Consider the following 18,708-nt stretch of genomic DNA (forward strand, 5'->3'; position numbering starts at 1 on the left):
TGCCTGCGGGCGCGGCCATTAACCGAATGCCTGTTTTTCAGGTTATTGCTCCCGGCTCAAGGGATTTTTTTTAGGAGTTAGTATGGCGGATAAGAATCTGCGTTTTCTGGTTGTCGATGATTTCTCTACCATGCGTCGTATCGTACGCAATCTGTTAAAAGAGCTGGGATTCAACAACGTAGAGGAAGCCGAAGATGGCGCCGATGCGCTGGGTAAGCTGCGCGCCGGCGGATTTGACTTTGTGGTATCTGACTGGAACATGCCCAACATGGACGGTCTGCAGCTGCTGCAGGCGATCCGTGCGGACGGCACGCTGAACAAGATGCCGGTATTGATGGTAACGGCCGAGGCGAAGAAAGAGAACATCATCGCCGCCGCGCAGGCGGGGGCCAGCGGCTACGTGGTGAAACCCTTTACTGCCGCAACGCTGGAAGAAAAACTGAATAAGATTTTTGAAAAGCTCGGGATCTAAGGAGTCACGATGAACGAACATCCGATGCCAGCCGCTGATGCCGGCGATATTATCGCCAGGATTGGCCAACTGACGCGTATGCTGCGTGACAGCATGAAAGAGCTTGGACTGGATCAGGCCATCGCTCAGGCAGCCGAAGCCATTCCGGATGCCCGCGACCGTCTGGATTATGTGGTGCAGATGACCCGTCAGGCCGCCGAGCGTGCCCTGAGCTGCGTTGAGGCGGCACAGCCACGTCAGACGCAGATGGAGAAGGAGTCCAAAGAGCTCAAGCAGCGTTGGGATGCCTGGTTTGAAAATCCGATCGAGCTTGAGGATGCCAGGGCGTTGGTAACGGATACCCGTCAGTTCTTGAGCGAGGTGCCGGAGCATACCGCCTTTACTCACAGCCAGCTGCTGGAAATCATGATGGCGCAGGACTTTCAGGATCTGACCGGTCAGGTGATCAAGCGCATGATGGATGTGATCCAGGAGATTGAAAAGCAGCTGCTGATGGTGTTGCTGGAGAATATGCCTGAGCAGCCGTCCAAGCCGAAGCCGAAGAGTGAAAATGACAGCCTGCTGAATGGCCCGCAGATGAACCAGAATGGCCCGGGGGTCGTCGCCAACCAGGAACAGGTTGACGATCTGCTGGACAGCCTGGGATTTTAAGCACGATGGCGACACCCGCCGCGTGAGCGTCAGGCCACCTTCGGGTGGCCTGTTTTATTTGTGCTGCCATGACGGCGCCTGTCGCGCCGGTTATGCTGTAGGCCACGTAGATTCCAGCGGGGGGATGACAACGGCGGCAGACGGGTATCGGCACCGGCCTGTCGGTGCCGGTTTACACCGCCCGCAGCCGGTTGCTCAGTGGCCTGTGCCATGGCGACCGGGTCGAGGTATTTACTGACCCGGGCTGCTCCCCCTGTGCTGCTGCTGGTGGCCCACCGGCTGCATGAGCCGCCGGGGCGGGCACGGGTGACGGCCCCACGGGTGATCCCCTGCGGCGAACTGCTGACCCGCCCGGGGAAGGTCAGCTACAGAAACAGGGTCATCAGGTAGGCGACGAACAGCACCAGATGCGCCGCGCCGTTGAGCACATTGGTACGGCCGGTGCTAAACGAGACCTGGCACAGCATCAGGGTGGCCAGCATCACCACCATCTGCGGATCGCCCAGCCCGAACAGCAGCGGCTGATCGGTCAGCAGGGCGATTAGCGTTACCGTCGGCACCGTCCAAAAAACAGGTTCATGGCACGCTGTACCTGATTGGCCAACACCGCCTTCAGGGCGCCCAGCCCCTCGGGAGAGAGGATCAGCAGCGCGACCAGAAAGCCGGTCATCTGCTGCGGTGCGTTCAGGGCAGCGAGCAGCCCCTCCAGCGGCATGGCGTTCAGCTTGGTGACCGCGATGACGGCGATAAGGTAGGTGACCAGCCAGGTGGCGTGCCACAGATTGCAGTGGGAGGAGGGCTTACCGTGGTGCGGATCGCTGGGATCGTCGCCTTCATCCTCATGCTCGTAGACGAACAGACTTTGATGGGTACGGGTCTGGATCAGCAGAAATACGCCGTACATGGCGGCCGATAGCAGCGCGACCACCAGCGACTGACCGTGGCTAAAGTTATCCCCCGGCAGAGTCATCGGCAGCACCAGCACGATGATCGCCAACGGGATCAGCGCGATCAGGTACTGCTTGATCCCGCCCAGATTGACATACTGGGTGGCGAACTTATAACCGCCGAGCAGCAGGGAGAAGCCGACCAGTCCGCCGCTGACGATCATTACAATGGAGTAGAGGGTATCGCGCATCAGCTCCGGTGCGGCTTTGCCGCTGACCATCAGCGCCGAAATCAGACTGACCTCCAGGATCACCACTGACAGGGTCAGGATCAGCGAGCCATAGGGTTCGCCGAGACGGTGGGCCAGAACATCGGCGTGACGCACCACGCTGAAGGCGCTGGCGAGGATCGCGATCAGCGCCAGCAGGTTAATGGCGCCCAGGGCGCCCAGCGAGGTGGGCTGCGTCACCACCAGTATCCCCAGGGCGATCAGCGGCAGGATCAGCTGATACTCGCTGTGGCGGGTATTGTGGTGGCTGGTTTTACTATGTGGCTTCATAAATGGCACCCTCCTTCAAATGACTGCGCGCTTACCGGCAGCGGGCGGAATAGCGCTACGCTGACATTATCAAAAAAAACGATATATCATAACATTTTTATAATTATTGTTATTTCTATTCATCCAGGATCTAAGTATGGCCCATCCGATGCGCCAGCGTGACGCCGGGTGTTTTTTCGGTATGATAGGCGCCCTGCGCAGCACCAAGGATAAACAATGATCGATGCAGCACGCTGGATAAGTGAGTATGGCTATGTCGCCGTGGTGATCGGCAGCATTATCGAGGGGGAGACCATCGCCTTTCTGGCCGGCGCCGCCGCCCATAAACACCTGCTCGCCTACCCGTGGGTGGTGCTGCTGACGGTGGTCGGCGCGACGCTGGGGGATACCACGCTCTACTTCGTCGGACGCCACTTTGGCACGCCTATTTTACGGCGTTTTCCGGCTCAGCAACCGAAGATAGCCTATGTGCAGCACCAGGTGCGCCGTAACGAAAGCTGGCTGATCCTGGGGATGCGCTTTGCCTATGGTTTTCGCACCGTTGGCCCGATCATTATCGGGTCTGCGGGCGTCAGGCCGGGAAAATATATTCTGTTTAATCTGCTCGGCGCGATCCTGTGGGCGCTGACCATCGTCAGCCTTGGCTACGGCGCCAGCGAAGTGCTGCTGCGGATCTTTGCCGATCCGCAGCATCGCCTGTGGGCCGGCGGCGGGCTGCTGGTCGCGCTGTTGCTGGCGGTGGTGCTGCTGCGCTGGTACAGAGCGCGCCGGGGGCGGTAAACCGTGAGCCGTTGCAAAAAAATTTAGCGACAGAGCGGCGTCCGGTATCCTGTGGCGGGGATCCCGATTATTATCGGCTCAGGATAGATTCTTCAGGGAGATATTGATGAAACAGCGACCGTTAACGATGGCCGTGGTACTGCTGGGGGCGGCGATGCTGGCGGGATGCGGCAGTATTATGGGGCGCACCACCATGCAGGAGGGGCACACCTATTACGCCGGGGTGCGTAACGATATGGCGCGGGTAAGCGGCAGCGGCAGCTACGACTACGATTTTATGACCCGCGGCCGGGCATTTATCGATCTGCCGTTTTCGCTGCTGGCTGATACGCTGTACGCGCCGGTGGACTATTTCCACGGCCCCTATCGCGGCCAGCCGGATAGCCCGGATGCCCCGGTGCCGCCGCGCTGAGGGGATACGGTTCAGCCATTGAAGCAAAGCCATCGCTGTGCGATGGCTTTTGGGTTATCAGGCCGGCTGCACCGTGCGACAGAGGCGGCTGACGCAGGCGGTAAACAGCGCGCAGCCGCGCGACAGCACCGCTTCGTCAAAGTCGAACCCGGACTGATGATGGCCCGCGCGCAGATCGGCGCCCAGCACCAGATAGACCGCCTGTCCGCCGTGCGCCTGCACCCGCTCGACCAGCAGCGTGGCATCCTCGCTGCCGCCAAAGCTGGCCTCACCGATCCGCAGATCCTGCTGTTGGCTGGCGATATCCGCCACCAGCGTCATCAGCGCCGCATCGTTGTGCAGATCGACGGCGCTGCCCATCACCTGATGCTCTACCCGCAGGCCAAAGCTCTGCGCCGCACCCTCGGCGATGCGCAGGACCTGCTGCGCCATGTAGTCATTAATGGTACGGTTGGCACCGCGTACCTCCAGCTGCATCTCGGCGTAGGCCGGGATCACGTTACGTCCCTCACCGGCGCGCAGGGTGCCAATGTTGATGCGCGACATACCGTCACCGTGGCGTGGGATCCCCAGCAGCTGCGTGACGCAGTGACAGGCACCGGCCAGCGCGTTGGCACCGCCCTGTGGCATCATCCCCGCGTGAGCCGGTGCGCCGAAAAAGCGCAGGTCCAGCTTGGTGGTGCAGAGGAAATCGCGTGGATCGACGACGATCTCCCCGCTGGGAACCCCCATGCCGATATGGGCAGAGAGGAAGTAGTCGACGTCGTCGAGCAGTCCGCCCTCCGCCACCGGCCTGGCGCCGCGCACCCCTTCCTCCGCCGGTTGAAACAGCAGTTTTACCGTGCCGCAGAGCTGATCGCGCAGGGCGTAGAGCGCCTGGGCGACGCCGAGCCCGATGGCCATGTGGCCGTCGTGGCCACAGGCGTGCATGCAGCCGGGGTGGCGTGAGGCAAAGTCAGCGGCCCGCGGCGGGTGCTGCGGCGCGCCGCTCTCGGTGACCGCGACGCAGTCAATATCGAAGCGCAGGGCGACGGTGGGGCCCGGCCGTCCGGTTTCCAGCAGGGCAACGCAGCCGGTTAAATCCCCCATCTCCTCCAGCAGGGCGTCGCTGACCGGATAGCGGCGAGCCCGGTCCAGCCCCCGGGCGACCTCATCGTCGTTACGCCCCTGGATATGCGCCCGGGAGAGAAAGGCACTGCCTGGCAATACCCGGTACCCCATGGCGCGCAGCATCTCTATCAGCCGTGCGCTGGTGATGAATTCACTCCAGCCGGTTTCAGGAATTTGGTGGAACATACGGCGCCAGCGGCGCAGCTGTTCCGGATCGGAAATGGTCATCATGATCTCCCTGTGTGATTAAAGGAAAAACAGCGCCACGTACAGCACGGCAACGATAGCACCCGGCGCGGTGCGCTTGGCGATTTCAACCGGGCTGACACCGGCCAGGCCGGCGCAGACGATGGCGGCACCGGCGAGCGGTGACATATTGCGACCCAGGGCCGACGCGAGCATGACACCGGCACCCAGATTATTGATTTCATATCCAAAGTCACCTGCGTGTGGGGTGACAGCCTCATTAAAGGCAAAGGCGGTGGCGTCACCGGTGCCGGTGATCAGCCCCATCAGAAATGGCCCTAAGGTGCCGCCCCAGCGGGCGAACTCCGGCGAGTCGGTCAGCAGCTGGATAAAGGCCCTGATCAGGCCGACGGCGTTTAACCCTTCGATGAAGACGGCGGCGGCGATGATGATGCCAAGGATGTTGGCGTAAGAGGAGCCCATGCCGTCAAAAAAGCTTTTGGTCAGGGCGCTGGGGCTGACCCGGGTGATCAGCAGCGCGTACAGGGAGCCGATGATCATCGCCGCCGGGACGTTCATCTTGCTGCTGCCGGGCCAGCCCAGGCTGGCGCAGACCAGCAGCAGCACCGGCAGAAATGGGGCCAGGGTCTGCAGATAGAAGCGCAGATTGCGTACCGGATCCGCCTGTGCCGACCCGGCCTCCTGCGTCGCAGGGCCTTCAGGGCGGTAGTTAAGGCCGTTGCTGGCAAAGGCTACCAGCGTCAGGCAGACGGCGCAGATAATGGCACAGATGACGGTGGTCGGCGCATGGTAGAAGACAAAGTCCATCAGCGGCGTTTTAGAGATATGGGAGATAAAGGCATTGTGGGCCACGCCGGGATTCAGGTAGGCTCCCAGCGTGCCGGAGAGCACGGCGCCGCCGGCGATGGCCGGATGCACCCGCGCGGCGATCAACAGCGGGATCAGCGTGGCGCCCACCGCGGCGGAGACCCCGGCGGCAGAGGGGATGGCGATACAGATGACAAAGGTGACGGCCACGGCCGTCGGTACCAGCAGAAAGCCGAGTTTGCTCAATCCGCGGGTCAGCAGCCGCACCAGACACCTATCGCAGCCGGTAAATTTCATCACATAGGCAAAGCCCATGCTGCTGCAGATCGATTCGATCAGCCCGGAGGTGGTCATACGGGCAGTAAACGCGCTAAAGGCATTCATCGGTGCCAGTGAGATAATACATAATAGAATGCCAGCGCCGATAAGCGTGGTACGGGTATCGTATCGTTTAATCAATAAAACGATCGTGGCAATTAAAACTACGACGCCTAATATTACCGTCAGCATAAATGACTCTCCCCAGATTTATGGTTTGTTTTATAGTGAATAAAGCCAGTGTCATGACTATTGATTTAACGCAAAAATTGATGGCAGGGTAATATGCTATTAGTTTCACGATGATAAAAAAAACTGATAGGGTGGAGCGATGCGCTATTTGCCAAAAATACAACAGCTGAAGGTGTTTAATGAGGTTATTCGCAGCGGAAGCATCCGGGCGGCGGCGCGTAAAATGGATCAGTCTCAGCCTGCTTTAACCCGTACACTCAAAGAGTTAGAACACCATATGGGAGCAATGCTGCTGATCCGCAGCAACGAGGGAGTGACCCTGACTGACGCCGGAAAATCCTTTGCCATCCGGGCACATTTGATCTTGGAGGAGCTGGAAAAGGCGGCAGAGGAGGTGGAGCAAATAACCAAAAATGGCCATGGACATGTCGCTTTCGGTATTTCCTCTTTATTCGGGGTGACAGTGTTAAATAAAGTGTTGAATGATTTTAAACAGGGATTTCCGGCTACCGTAATTAATGTTAAGGAAGCGCAGCTTTCTACCTTGTTACCCAGTTTACGTGATGGAAGACTCGATTTCGCGCTGGGGACATTGACAGATGAGATGCCGCTGGGGGACTTTATTTCTATTCCCCTGTTCGATGCGCCATTTTGTATTGTTGCCAGAAAAGATCATCCGTTAGCCACTTGTTCAGCGCTGGAGGGGTTACGCCAGGCGAAGTGGGTAATGCCGGAAACGGATATGGGATATTATCATAACATCCGGCATATTATTCCCTTTGACCACCCGGATAATCCACACTATCCCATTCTGACGGACTCCACGGTGTGCATCATGAATCTGGTGATGCACGGTGACTACCTGACCATCCTGTCGCGTGCACGCCTGCGCGAGGCCCGTTTCGGTGGCGTACTGACGGCGCTGCCCATCGGGCTGCAGTTCCTGCCGGTGGGGCACTATGGCTTGATCTATCCGCGAAAACGCCCGCTGACGCAGGCCTCACAGGCGCTGGTGGAACAGTTTCGCTGGCACTGTCGGCATCATGACTGGCAGCACCCGCAGTGACGGGCGCTGTCACACTTTTTGCAGGAGGCGATATGGACTTTTCCACCGCATATCACAGGTTCCGGCAGAGTCTGGACGGCACGGACAGCGGCATGACCCCGAGCTGCGATATGCAGAGGCGGATGACGCAGGATGCGTAACGGCGCGCTCGGCCCCGACCCGCAGGCTGTGCGCTTTCAGTCCATGTGGCCATGGCAGGTTCATCAGGCCAGGCTGTCAGCGAACACGCTGCCTGAGGGCTTTGTCGTCGTCGGGCCTGTGGGGCATTTTAAACGTTTGCTTTGCGACAGGAGACCCGATGTCGTAAGGATGATAGTGATCTGATCCGACGATCCGCTAAACGTTTGATTTATTCAATAAGACCGCGCGATTATCAACGCGTTGACGGTGTCTCCCCAACGGGTGACCTGTTTTGTGTTCAGGGATGAGCGGAGCCCTTTTTCCCAGAGTTTATCGCTGATTTTCCACTGATTACCCGTCATTTTTCCACCCTCAGAAATGATCGCTATTGATTAATGAAAACGCCTTTTGGGATAGATTCTGAATAGAGTTAAATCTCGGGATATGGTTTTTTTTGGTTAAATCGTCAGGGGCGCGACTGGCGGGGAGGGACGGGGCGCAGGATAGGGGAGGCCGGGGTCAGCGGGGGAGAACGCGGCCCCTGCGATGGCAGGTGCCGCGTGGATAACCCCGGCGGGGGATACGCTGTTTAAGCGGCGTTGCTCTGCACCGCATCACGTTTTTTACGCGCCATGGCGTATACGCCACCGGCCATGATCACCATCAGCAGCGCGATAAAGGGCAGTACCGACAGCAGCTGACCGGAGCGGTAGAAGGTCAGCAGCAGCATAAAGCACCAGCCGCCGAGCATCGGGATCAGGGTGCGGCGTACGATATCAACCTGCGAGATGCCGGCGATACCGGCGACGGCGATGATCACCCCGGCGATCGGCGAGATGGTGCGTCCCATACCGGCGGAGATCTGCACCGGCAGGATCATCTCGGCCGTACTGCCGCCGACGCGCTTGGCGATATCCGGCAGCATCGGTGCAAAAGAGAAGAAGGCGGCGTTGCCGGAGCCCATCAGGGCGGCGATGGTGAAGGTTAACAGCGCCATCAGCAGGACCACCACGCCGCTGCCAAAGCCGGCATTGCTGGCCAGATCCAGCAGATCATGCACCGCACCAATCGACTTTAGCCCCTCGGCAAAGGTCTGACCGGCGACGATCAGCGTCACTACGGTAGCGAACACCTTCCCCATATTGCTGAAGACCACGCTGAGCCCGGCCATCACCGGCTTGGCGGCGCGGAAGCGCAGGTATTCGCACAGCATGGAGAGCGCGACGCTGATCAGCACGGCGGTATTCATGTTGATGACGATGGTACCGACGCCCAGCTTGCTGAAGGTCAGCATGAAGAACAGCGGCAGCATCGGCAGCAGCACATAGTGCAGCGGCGCATCGCTCTGGGTCTCCTGCAGCTTCTCCTGATCCAGACTCACCTCTTCAGCCATGGCGCCATCGCGGCGATCAAAGTAGCGTTGCACCAGGATATGCAGCAGTGCCACCACCAGGATGGTCAGCACGGCGACCGGCAGCTGCTGGTGGATGAAGTATTCGGTGATATCCATGCCCGAGGTCTGCGACGCCATGATGGAGTTACCGGATCCGGGGCCGAACTCGATGGCGCAGGTACTGGCCAGCACCGCCGCCGCCGCCGCACGGCTACAGCCCAGGCGGGTCAGAACCGGATACAGGGTCGCCATCAACAGCAGGCTCAACCCGGTGGCGCTGGTGATAAACAGCGACAGCGTCTGGCCGAGGATAAAGGCGATCCCCAGCAGCAGGTAGGGGGAGTTAAGGCGCTGTAGCGGGCGCGCGGTCACCCGCACCAGCGCCTGGCTGGCGCCGATGGCGGACATATACATGGCAAAGCCGCCGATCAGCATGATCTGCAGCCCAAGGCCGCCGCCCATCTTCTGGAACAGCTGGTTGATGTACTCCAACAGGTCAAAACCGATCCAGCCGGTCGACTTGTTGATAAAGGTGGCGTCGTTGGTAAAGACGGCGATGGCCATCATCACCAGGCCGCTCAGCAGCAATACTGCCTGGGGATTATAGTTTTTCAGGATCAGGCGCCCGGCAAACAGCACGGCGCACAGCGCGATCAGTAGGCTCATTATCTCAGTTTCCTTGTTCAAAGTTACCCATGGCCAGACACTCCTCTCCCTTCAGCATCAGGCGGCCGCGGGCGTATACGCGTTCGGGGCGCAGATTATCATCGAACAGGCACAGATCGGCATCCCCCGCGGGTAAAATTCTGCCCTTCGCGATCCCCAGCGCATCGGCCACGTTGGCGGTAACCATCGCCAGCGCCTGCGGCAGGGGAATGCGCTGGTCAATCAGCTGTGGCAGCAGCTGCAGGTTGCCGTCCAGCGGTGCCGCATCCAGCCCGATAATGCTGCCCTGCGCATCAAAGCGCGGCACGCTGCCGTTGCCATCGGAGCTGATGGTGAGCCGATCCGGGCTGACACCGGCCTCCAGCGCCAGGCGGGCGGCGCAGGCTGGCGCGACAAAGCGGCTGCCGCCGGAGGTCATATCGATATGGCCTCCGGCGCGGGCAAAGGCGATGGCGTCAGCGAACAGCGCTTCGGTGCGCGCCACGTGGGTCGGCGAGATATGCTGGATAGGCAGACCGTGCGCCAGCAGCGCATTGATCTGGGCAAAAGCGTCGGGCAGCGCGCCCAGATGGATGTGCAGCAGCCCACGTTTGCCCGCCAGCAGCGCGGCAACGCGGATATCGGAGACGATACGCAGCAGCTCCTGGGTCGTCGGGAACGAACCGCGGTGATCGGCCAGCGCTATCTTCACCCCCAGCACCCGCTCAATAAAGGCGATATCATCGCGAATGGTGCCGGTGATGGTCCGGGTGGGGAGCTCGTAAGATCCGGTGTGCATATAGGCGCTGATCCCCTCCGCGTTCAGCGCCTGCATTTTGGCGTACAGATCTTTGGGGGTACGGGAGATACCGTCGGTGCCGAGCACCCCGACGACGGTGGTGGTCGCGGCGCGGATCAGTCGCGACAGGGAGACCGCGGGGGTCCGGCTGGCAAAGCCGCCCTCGCCGCCGCCGCCGATCAGATGCACATGCTGGTCGATGAGGCCGGGGGCCAGGATCTGACCGCGACAGTCGATAACCTCGCGCAGCCCGGGCAGCGCGCTGACCTGCAGGTTCTCCCCGATGGCGACGATCTTCGCACCACACAGCAATACGTCCCGGCGCCCCAGGGGCTGTGGCTGATAGACGTCGGCATCTTTAAGCAGGGTAAACATGGACTTCTCTCCTGTGTTAGGCATGACGATAGCGCAACCCGCCGCGGGGGCGGGTGAGTGGCTGTGTCGATATGACGAGCGGCGGCTCCCCGTGGCGGGGCGGACGCGGCGGCGAATCGCCGCCGAAATCCTGGCGATGGCGCGGCGGTTGGGTCGGTTTAGTGCCGCGCATCCCATAGGAATCTATTTGTATCAAATATAATATCACCATTCTTTATGCCACCATTGCTTATTGGGCATGGTGCCATGTCGCCAGAGCATAGGACGTACAATGGATGTAAAATGGTTGGAGGACTTCATCAGCCTACAGCGGCTGGGCAATTTTTCCGCGGCGGCGCGGGCGCGCAACGTCACACAGCCCGCCTTTAGCCGCCGGATCCGGGCGCTGGAGATGTGGCTGGGGGTGCCGCTGTTCGATCGCAGCAGCAACCCCATACTGCTCACCCCCTACGGTGAGAGGTTTCTCCCCTCCGCCGAGGATATTCTGGCGCGGATCCTCGATGTCAAACTGGACTTTGCCCAGCTGGCGATCCAGTCTGACGAGACGGTGCGTATTGCCAGCCTGCACACCTTTGCCGTCAATATGCTGCCGATGCTGCTCGACGCCATGGGATCGGCGCTGGAGGGGGTCCGGGTGGTGGTTAACCCGGGGCTGCAGGGGATTGATAACCATTTTAATACGCTGCTGGAAAACAGCGCCGATCTGCTGATGGTGTATGATATCGACGGTGCGCGTCCCGGCGTCGCCGAAAGGGACGGCCTGCAGTCGCACCGGCTGGCCCATGAAACCCTTATCCCGGTCATCTCCCGCACGCTGCTGCAGCGCCACCCGCCGGGAGAGCCACTGCCCTATCTGGCCTACAGTGATTTCTCCTTTATTGGCCGCGTCGTGGCGCCCCTGTGCCGCCATGCGCCGCTGCCGATGGTGAAGTGCTATGAGACCAGCATGAGCGAGGGGCTAAAGCATATGGTGCTGCGCGATCGCGGCCTGGCCTGGCTGCCGCTCTCCATGGTGCATCGGGAGCTGGCCCAGGGAGTGCTATGCAACGCCTTTCCTGACCATCCGCGTCTGAGCTGCTGTCTGCCGATCCTGCTGTATAAACGCCGTGACAGCCGCCGCCCCGCTGTGGAGCGCTTCTGGCAGGCGGCCACGGCATGCCGCCTGCCGTAAAATCCTATCCTGCCGGGTAGCGCTTACCTGCTCCGTTGATTCTTTTCGCTGATATTGCGTCTGATCGGAGGTGAACGGTGCGGCTGTCTTTATTGACAAGGGTGGTTTTATAACATATTGAAAATAATGTATTTTATAATGAATTAATAGGTGCTGAGGGTACAGGATAAACGGGGCTGCCGCCGACTTAATTATATTATCATACAAAATGATTAATGACACCGGCTCTGAAGGCTTACCGGTGATGCGCGGTGCTCTGCCTTATCCGCCTGCGGAGAGAAAGGATGTGCAGGGTGGGCAGGGTAATCCGTATCGGGCGGTATGGGGGGCTGGTCAGCCTGCCGATATCGGGAGTACAGACGGCAGCGGATCCGCTGCTGTTCCAGTGCGGGCTCGACAATGGCATGGTGGCGAGGCTGACCCTGTATGACGGTGTGCCGCGCTATGGCTATGGCGTTATGAAACACGGCCGCATCTACTCCCCACCGCTGACATTGCCGCGCCAGGAGGGTGAGCGGGCCATGGTGCGCTGTGGGAGATCAGTTTTGCCCGGGGCCACCTATTGCCGTTTTATTAATGTCAATTATCGCTATGTGGTGATGGATAGCATCGGCCATGACCGGTCATTTACCGGTGTCCGGGTGTTTCATGAGCGGAAGCTCGTTAGCCCCCTTAACTGCCGTAACGGCGGTTTTGTTATCAGTGATTATCATGCGCAAGGGCTTATCCGGGATACGGACACCGGAGATGAGGGGGCATATGGCTATCTTTTACCCGATGCCGGCTGAGACCGGGAACCCATGGTCCACAACACCGCGCGGGCATAAAGCGTGCGCGGGTGACAGGTGTGAGTGAGGAGAATGCAGAAGATGACGTTATTGCCGGAAGGATTGGCCGCTTTTTTGACCGGCTGGCAGCAGGCCAGGACTCCGGACTTATTTCCCGCACGGGCGCTTTGCCCACCGCCGTCGCCGGGCGGGCTGAACACATTTTTTACCCACTGGAAACAGCATCAGCCACTGGCTGTACAACATGCGCTGTTTTTTGATCCCTGGGCGGTGGCCGGAGTGGCCCGTAAAGAGGTGCCAACCACGGCAGTTCTGGCCTGGCTGCTTAATCCTCAGGGCAGCCACGGTTTTGGCGGCATCATGCTCAGTGCCCTGATGAGCCACCTTTCCCGGCAATCCGCGGGTCGGATACCGGCCAGCTATGGCCGCTATTGTCACACCAGTGTGGAGGATTGCCCGACGGGGGACAGCCGTAACCGGGTGGATTTGGTGCTGGATAGCGAGAGATGCTATCTGCTGGTGGAGGTGAAGATTAGTGCGCCGGAGCAGGAGGAACAATTGCAGCGGTATGCCCAGGAGGCCAGTGCCCGCGCCGGGAGCCGCGCCTGGGCCGTGCTGTTTTTAACCCCCGGGGGTTGCGCCGGGCACTCACAGGGGGGAGATGATACGGCCTATCTGAACCTGTCATGGCGGCAGCTGTCATCCCTGTTGGTGCCGGTATTGGATGCCTATCAGGGCACTGCTGCCCATAAATCCCCCCAGCGTCACATGGCCGAGCAATCGGCCGCCTGTTTTATCCGCCGTATGGCATCTCTTTAAGGATTTTGGAATGGAAAACGATCGTCAGGCTGGCGCATTGCTGCTGTCACAGCTGAAATTGGTCAATGAAGCTACGGTATATTTCGAAACGGTAATTTATCCGGCTGTTTATAAGGGAATCTATACCTGTATCAATGATTTTGTCCGGGAGTCTGGATGGATTGGGGAAATCAGCGCCTATGAGGATAATGAAGACTACCTGTGGCTGGCTCCGCGAAAATGGAAATGTACAGAGCAGCAGGACAATAACTGTAAGCAGTGGTTTGAAAGTGTAGAGACTGAGAATAATGAAGATGACTATACCCTTGCCGTGATGACCGGCGTGGCGGTACAACCGGGGGAATGGGGATTTAAAACCTGTCTGAATATGGGAGAGTTCGGCGGCAGCCGTAAAGCCGGGGCAGCGATTAAGTGCATTGACAGTGATTACATCCGCCGTCTGGAAAAACTGGGTTTCCGCCCGCTGAATAAAGGGGAGTTCTTTTTACCGGTGAAGCTGGATCTGGAATTATTGAGAGCGGCCTGGGTGGCGCACGGGGCGTTCTCGGCTCAGGATGATGCCTTTGCTCCACTACGTAGCGCCTTGATAACCCTGCAGGCTGCCATCCCCATTCTGGATGAGTTTATCGAGGCACTGGCAAGCCAGACCGCATCGTGATCTGACCCGGTACGGGCACTGTGAGGGGAGCTGATATCAGCTCCCTTTATATTTTAAAAAGTGATATGTTTATATTTTTTAATCTTCCATTTACGGTTTACTTTCTCTATCATTACATACCGTGATTGCTGTCATGATGACATAGTGAGTCTGTGATATGATACGGAATTATATTTTTTGATTAATGCATGATATTGTTAATTCACTGGTTGTGTTTTATTTTAGGAGGTGAAATGTCTGACTTGTCTTCGTGGATAATTGATAAGTTAACCGGCAATGCGTATGTGTATATAAAAAGATTGTCTGCCAATGATACCGGGGCTACCGGAGCACATCAGGTTGGAACTTATATGCAACACAGTGCGGCAGAGTATCTTTTTCCATCGATAAATAAGACTGATGAATGTAACCCATCTTTAATGATAACTGCCAGAACATCATCACATTCATACCCGGAAAACCAAGTCAGAGTAATTTATTATAATAATAAGTTTTTTGGTAAAACCCGGAATGAGAGAAGGATAACCCGTTGGGGAGGGGGAAGCCCCCTGCAAGATACCGAGAATACCGGAGCCTTGGCATTATTGGTATTTGACTCGTCATTGGGAGGGAAGAGCGATTGTCAGTCTGTTGATGTTTGGGTATGTCGTGATGCTGATGAGGAGGATATTGTTGAAGCCTCCATTGGGGAAATTCTGCCCGGAGATTTGATATTTGGTCTGGCTGATGAAGTTTTCGGCGGTTTTTTTGCAAAGAGAACCTCATCCCATAAATACACCTTCCCGGATGAATGGAAAAAATATTTTCCATCAGGTAAAGAAATCATATCGTATGCGTCTGGTTATTACTCAAAGCATAATTTATCTCCTGACACTCAATTGCTGGAACGTCGAAAAATAGAGTATGATATTTTTCTTCAGGTTGAGGAGTTACATGTTCTTAGTGTTATTAAAACTGGATTTTCAAGTGTTGATGCGTTTATATCACTGGCAAACTCGGTTAGTAACAGGAGAAAGTCAAGATCTGGTAAATCACTTGAATTACATCTTGAAAACATTTTCTATGAATATGGATTGACGGAGTTTGAAACTCAGGCTGTGACTGAAGGGAATAAAAAGCCAGATTTTTTATTCCCTTCAGCTAAGGCCTATCATGATGATTCTTGGCCGCCACAAAAATTACGTATGCTGGCAGTAAAAACAACATGTAAGGATCGTTGGCGTCAGATATTAAATGAAGCAGACAGGATCCAGGATATCTATTTGTTTACATTGCAGGAGGGGGTGTCTATTACTCAATTCCGTGAAATGCAGGAGGAGAGAGTTAGGCTTGTTGTTCCCGAGAAATTGCATGAAAAGTATCCTGCGGAAATACGTGGAAATTTAATTTCATTGAATGATTTTATTTTTGATACTAAAAAACTGTACTCTTAAAAATGATTGATTGAATACCATAAGTCTTCTGGTATTCAATCAAATATATTATTTATTATATTTTTCCTGCATGGCTTTATCTATATATGGAGCCAGTAGTTTTGCTACTGCTTCAAATACAGGAACTACTACTGAGTTGCCAAATTGGCGATAAGCCTGAGTGTCAGAAACAGGAATTCTGAATTGTTTTTCGTTCTGTTTCTCAAAACCCATCAATCTAGCGCACTCTCTGGGTGTCAGCCTTCTTGGTCTTCTCTCTTGATTCTTCGGATCGGTAAAGTTAATCTCTCCTATAGCCTTATCCCATCCTCTGTCAATAAGTATTTCAGAACCATCCTTATGATATCTTGCAGACAATGTCCTGGCAATGCTTTCTTTATTTTTTGGATCAACTAAACCAAAGCCAAATCCATTCCCTTTTTCTGCATGTTTCTTTGCATAGTTATATAGATATTCCCATAATTTTGGGCTTAATATGTATTTGCTGTCAACGGCTGGTTCTAATAACTCACCAAATGTTGGTTTTTTTTCAGGATAGAACTGCTGGATTTTTTGTAGGGTAAAGTCGTGATGTATATTGAGGTCACGACGAAAACCAACAAGAACTATGCGCTCCCGGTGTTGTGGTAAAAAATGCTTCCCATCAATGATTTTAGGATCTGGTTTTCCATTAGCGTCTGAATCGGCAACTTCATATCCCAACTCATCAAGCGTATCCATTATAACCTTAAATGTTTTCCCCTTGTCATGACTTTTTAAATTCTTAACATTTTCAAGGACGAAAATTGCTGGTCGTTTTGCTTTGATTATCCTTGCGACATCGAAGAATAGTGTACCTTGTGCTTCACATTCGAAACCGTGAGCGCGCCCAAGCGAGTTTTTTTTACTCACACCAGCGAGACTGAAAGGTTGACAGGGAAATCCAGCTAATAGTACATCGTGGTCTGGAATATGCTGATTTATATTCTTATAGGCATCATGTTCAGATATATCACTTTCTGCGCTTAGAGTAATTTCTCTAATGTCCATATTAAATGTATGCAGATCTTCATCATTATACCAATTGGCTTTATAGGTCCGGACGGCCTCCTTGTTCCACTCACTGGTAAAAACACATTGCCCGCCAATGGATTCAAAGCCTTTTCGGATCCCGCCAATTCCGGCAAAAAGGTCAATAAACCTAAATTTATGCTCGTGGGCAGGACGTTCCGGCAACATTTTTCGCAGCAGCGCTTCTTCTGCAACTGTGAGTGATTTAGGCTCACATTTTTCGTTCACCCAGCGGTTTAACGTTTCACGGCTCCACTCATTTTTCCCAACTTTTCTAAGTAATTCAGCTACATATTTTTGATCATAAATTTCAAGAACCCGATCAATAAGCTTTCTGTCACGTACCTGCTGCTGTTTTTCTTCTGTTTTTGCTTTTTCGAGCAATTCCTGAGCAAATAGATCAAATTCTGACATAACGCCTCCTTGGGGTTTATGGGTGATATAGTATCACTCATTTGACCCAGATGGAATGAGTGTTCTGGATATTTAACCAGTATATTTGGAGGAGATGAATATGCCATTATGCATGGTGCATGCAGATATATGCACCAAATTCAATGTAGTTCTCTATGGGAGGGGGAAGGCGCGGATAGAGGAAATTGCTGATAAGTTCAGTAGAAACACGATTAAAACACTGTCAGGATGGATGAAACCTCGGATAATACTACATCACTATTAATGATATTGATATATGGCCCCACGGTTGGGGGAGGTAAATAATATCATGATTTTAAATAATTTGTTTGATTTTCCGTATGGATTATACCTATCATTCCTTTAAGATCCGGGGTGTCACCGGAGGTCAGTCCATCACATGTTATAAATCCACAGCTTTGATCGGCTTTCAGCCATGTGGCAATCAGTGTTGTGATAAGTATGTCAGAAATACCATGTTTACCCTTTAATGCACACTCCCAAATGACCAATGTTCTGATTTTTTTAATATAAAGAGTCCGATATGTCTGAAGATCCCTGGTTGCGTTACCGGTTAGCTTGGGCACCCAGAACTCAGAGTTATTGATTGGGAATCGAAATAAACTGCATCCATGCGCATGCCAAAAGCAACCATTGATAAATATGGCTGCATGATAGGCGGGTAACCAAAGATCCGGCTTTCCGGGGATGGTTGGCGGGGAAAGCCTGTAACGGAATCCATGAGCATGCAAAGCCCGCCTAATCTGCATTTCCGGCTTTGTGTCACGGTTTTTGATTGCTTTCATATTACGGCTGCGTGCACTCTCTTTATCCATCGTTATAACTCTATGCTAAAACAGTAATAGTATCATTGTAGCAAAATGTCTGGTGATGAAATTGTGAGATGAGTTTTGGATGATAAAGTGCAAAAATTTTTCATTTTAGTGAAAGCTTGATGAGTGATTTATTTCTTCTGATTATTTATGATGAGACTGCCAGCATTGTTAATGGAATGGTCGCTCCTATACCTTGTGCCACAGTGGGAGGATAAATCAGTCACTACTGACCCTGCCTGAAAATCCTGCGCCATTCAGAAACAGCATTCCGGCATGATCAACACTCCCCTGAATGGAGGTGGTGCCGATGAAGAAGTCACGATCCACCGAAGAGCAGATTGTCTTTGCCCTGAAGCAGGCTGAGCTGGGGACATCCGTGCCGGATGTCTGCCGCAAGCTGGGTATCTCCGACGCCACTTTTTACATCTATGGACTACCTCCGTTTTGCAAGTACTGAATCTGGTTTTGGGGTGTTGCTTACATCTATCCGGCATCAGGAAAATCTGTGCCAAAATGGGTAATTCGCGCACAATCGCCTCAACAACTGGACGGCCTCTGAGGCCAGTATAAAAATCAGGTTCCGATTGTGCAGGTGTAACCTGTCACCATTTCTCAGTACGCTGCAACTTTTTCTGGCAGGGGATTAATTTCACACTACCTGATACTCGGTCTCATTTCTCAGCATCGACCAGATTATTCGCGCGTTTTTGTTAGCGACCGCCACGGTCGTTTTATTAAATCCGCG

The 18,708-nt window shown here is 55.0% G+C and carries 16 protein-coding genes and 3 pseudogenes; 11 read left to right on the forward strand and 8 right to left on the reverse strand.

Going from position 1 to position 18,708, the window contains the following annotated elements; genetic code table 11:
• Positions 1-82: 82 nt before the first annotated feature.
• Together cheY and cheZ are read left to right on the forward strand one after the other, a co-directional pair.
• Positions 83-472, forward strand: a complete 390-nt coding sequence (cheY, locus tag EIEH_RS11120) for a chemotaxis response regulator CheY (RefSeq protein ID WP_015870814.1) — start codon at positions 83-85, stop codon at positions 470-472.
• 9 nt (positions 473-481) lie between these two features.
• Positions 482-1,123 (forward strand): protein phosphatase CheZ, encoded by a 642-nt coding sequence (cheZ, locus tag EIEH_RS11125; protein ID WP_015870815.1) that lies wholly within the window; start codon positions 482-484, stop codon positions 1,121-1,123.
• Between the two features lie 365 nt (positions 1,124-1,488).
• On the opposite strand, the pseudogene chaA reads toward cheZ, so the two are convergent.
• A pseudogene (gene chaA, locus EIEH_RS11130) lies at positions 1,489-2,570 on the reverse strand (sodium-potassium/proton antiporter ChaA).
• A 216-nt stretch (positions 2,571-2,786) separates the two neighbouring features.
• Between chaA and EIEH_RS11135 the strand changes: the two are divergent.
• On the forward strand, positions 2,787-3,350 hold the full coding sequence (locus EIEH_RS11135) for a DedA family protein (RefSeq protein WP_015870820.1): 564 nt from the start codon (positions 2,787-2,789) through the stop codon (positions 3,348-3,350).
• Between the two features lie 106 nt (positions 3,351-3,456).
• On the forward strand, positions 3,457-3,762 hold the full coding sequence (locus tag EIEH_RS11140; RefSeq protein ID WP_015870821.1) for a YceK/YidQ family lipoprotein: 306 nt from the start codon (positions 3,457-3,459) through the stop codon (positions 3,760-3,762).
• 57 nt (positions 3,763-3,819) lie between these two features.
• On the opposite strand, the gene EIEH_RS11145 is transcribed toward EIEH_RS11140, so the two are convergent.
• Both EIEH_RS11145 and dcuC (EIEH_RS11150) read right to left on the reverse strand, forming a co-directional pair.
• A complete protein-coding gene (locus EIEH_RS11145) occupies positions 3,820-5,100 on the reverse strand; it encodes a M20 family metallo-hydrolase (RefSeq protein WP_015870822.1) in 1,281 nt (426 codons plus the stop codon).
• Positions 5,101-5,118: 18 nt separating this feature from the next.
• A complete protein-coding gene (gene dcuC, locus EIEH_RS11150; protein ID WP_015870823.1) occupies positions 5,119-6,396 on the reverse strand; it encodes a C4-dicarboxylate transporter DcuC in 1,278 nt (425 codons plus the stop codon).
• Between the two features lie 139 nt (positions 6,397-6,535).
• Between dcuC (EIEH_RS11150) and EIEH_RS11155 the strand changes: the two genes are divergently transcribed.
• Positions 6,536-7,462 carry a LysR substrate-binding domain-containing protein gene (locus EIEH_RS11155; RefSeq protein ID WP_015870824.1) on the forward strand — a complete coding sequence of 309 codons (927 nt, stop codon included), beginning with the start codon at positions 6,536-6,538 and terminating at the stop codon, positions 7,460-7,462.
• A gap of 357 nt (positions 7,463-7,819) precedes the next feature.
• Here the strand turns inward: EIEH_RS11155 and EIEH_RS19040 are convergent.
• The 3 genes and pseudogenes from EIEH_RS19040 to iadA form a co-directional block, all read right to left on the reverse strand.
• A pseudogene (locus EIEH_RS19040) lies at positions 7,820-7,944 on the reverse strand (IS5/IS1182 family transposase); the annotation flags it as partial.
• Positions 7,945-8,171: 227 nt separating this feature from the next.
• Positions 8,172-9,641: a C4-dicarboxylate transporter DcuC gene (gene dcuC / locus EIEH_RS11165; protein ID WP_015870825.1), complete on the reverse strand. Its 1,470-nt coding sequence runs from the start codon at positions 9,639-9,641 to the stop codon at positions 8,172-8,174.
• Positions 9,642-9,645: 4 nt separating this feature from the next.
• Positions 9,646-10,794 (reverse strand): beta-aspartyl-peptidase, encoded by a 1,149-nt coding sequence (gene iadA / locus EIEH_RS11170; protein ID WP_015870826.1) that lies wholly within the window; start codon positions 10,792-10,794, stop codon positions 9,646-9,648.
• Positions 10,795-11,065: 271 nt separating this feature from the next.
• Here iadA and EIEH_RS11180 point away from each other — a divergent pair, with 271 nt between their 5' ends.
• The 5 genes from EIEH_RS11180 to EIEH_RS11200 all read left to right on the forward strand — a co-directional run bounded on the left by EIEH_RS11180 (position 11,066) and on the right by EIEH_RS11200 (position 15,663).
• A complete protein-coding gene (locus EIEH_RS11180) occupies positions 11,066-11,965 on the forward strand; it encodes a LysR family transcriptional regulator (RefSeq protein ID WP_015870827.1) in 900 nt (299 codons plus the stop codon).
• A 293-nt stretch (positions 11,966-12,258) separates the two neighbouring features.
• Positions 12,259-12,753: a hypothetical protein gene (locus EIEH_RS11185; RefSeq protein WP_015870828.1), complete on the forward strand. Its 495-nt coding sequence runs from the start codon at positions 12,259-12,261 to the stop codon at positions 12,751-12,753.
• Positions 12,754-12,834: 81 nt separating this feature from the next.
• On the forward strand, positions 12,835-13,572 hold the full coding sequence (locus EIEH_RS11190) for a PDDEXK-like family protein (RefSeq protein ID WP_015870829.1): 738 nt from the start codon (positions 12,835-12,837) through the stop codon (positions 13,570-13,572).
• Between the two features lie 10 nt (positions 13,573-13,582).
• A complete protein-coding gene (locus EIEH_RS11195; protein WP_015870830.1) occupies positions 13,583-14,230 on the forward strand; it encodes a hypothetical protein in 648 nt (215 codons plus the stop codon).
• A gap of 233 nt (positions 14,231-14,463) precedes the next feature.
• The gene (locus tag EIEH_RS11200) at positions 14,464-15,663 is read left to right on the forward strand and encodes a type II restriction endonuclease (RefSeq protein WP_015870831.1); all 1,200 of its coding nucleotides are present in this window, start codon (positions 14,464-14,466) and stop codon (positions 15,661-15,663) included.
• Between the two features lie 48 nt (positions 15,664-15,711).
• Here the strand turns inward: EIEH_RS11200 and EIEH_RS11205 are convergent, their stop codons facing one another.
• Entirely contained in the window at positions 15,712-17,127 is a 1,416-nt protein-coding gene (locus EIEH_RS11205) for a DNA cytosine methyltransferase (RefSeq protein WP_015870832.1), read from the reverse strand.
• 308 nt (positions 17,128-17,435) lie between these two features.
• On the reverse strand, positions 17,436-17,963 hold the full coding sequence (locus EIEH_RS17765) for a very short patch repair endonuclease (RefSeq protein WP_071525720.1): 528 nt from the start codon (positions 17,961-17,963) through the stop codon (positions 17,436-17,438).
• A 307-nt stretch (positions 17,964-18,270) separates the two neighbouring features.
• On the opposite strand from EIEH_RS17765, the pseudogene EIEH_RS11210 reads away from it, so the two are divergent.
• Positions 18,271-18,387, forward strand: a pseudogene (locus EIEH_RS11210) (transposase); the annotation flags it as partial.
• Between the last annotated feature and the right edge of the window lie 321 nt (positions 18,388-18,708).

This window comes from Edwardsiella ictaluri ATCC 33202, assembly GCF_000264785.1.
Lineage (GTDB): Bacteria > Pseudomonadota > Gammaproteobacteria > Enterobacterales > Enterobacteriaceae > Edwardsiella > Edwardsiella ictaluri.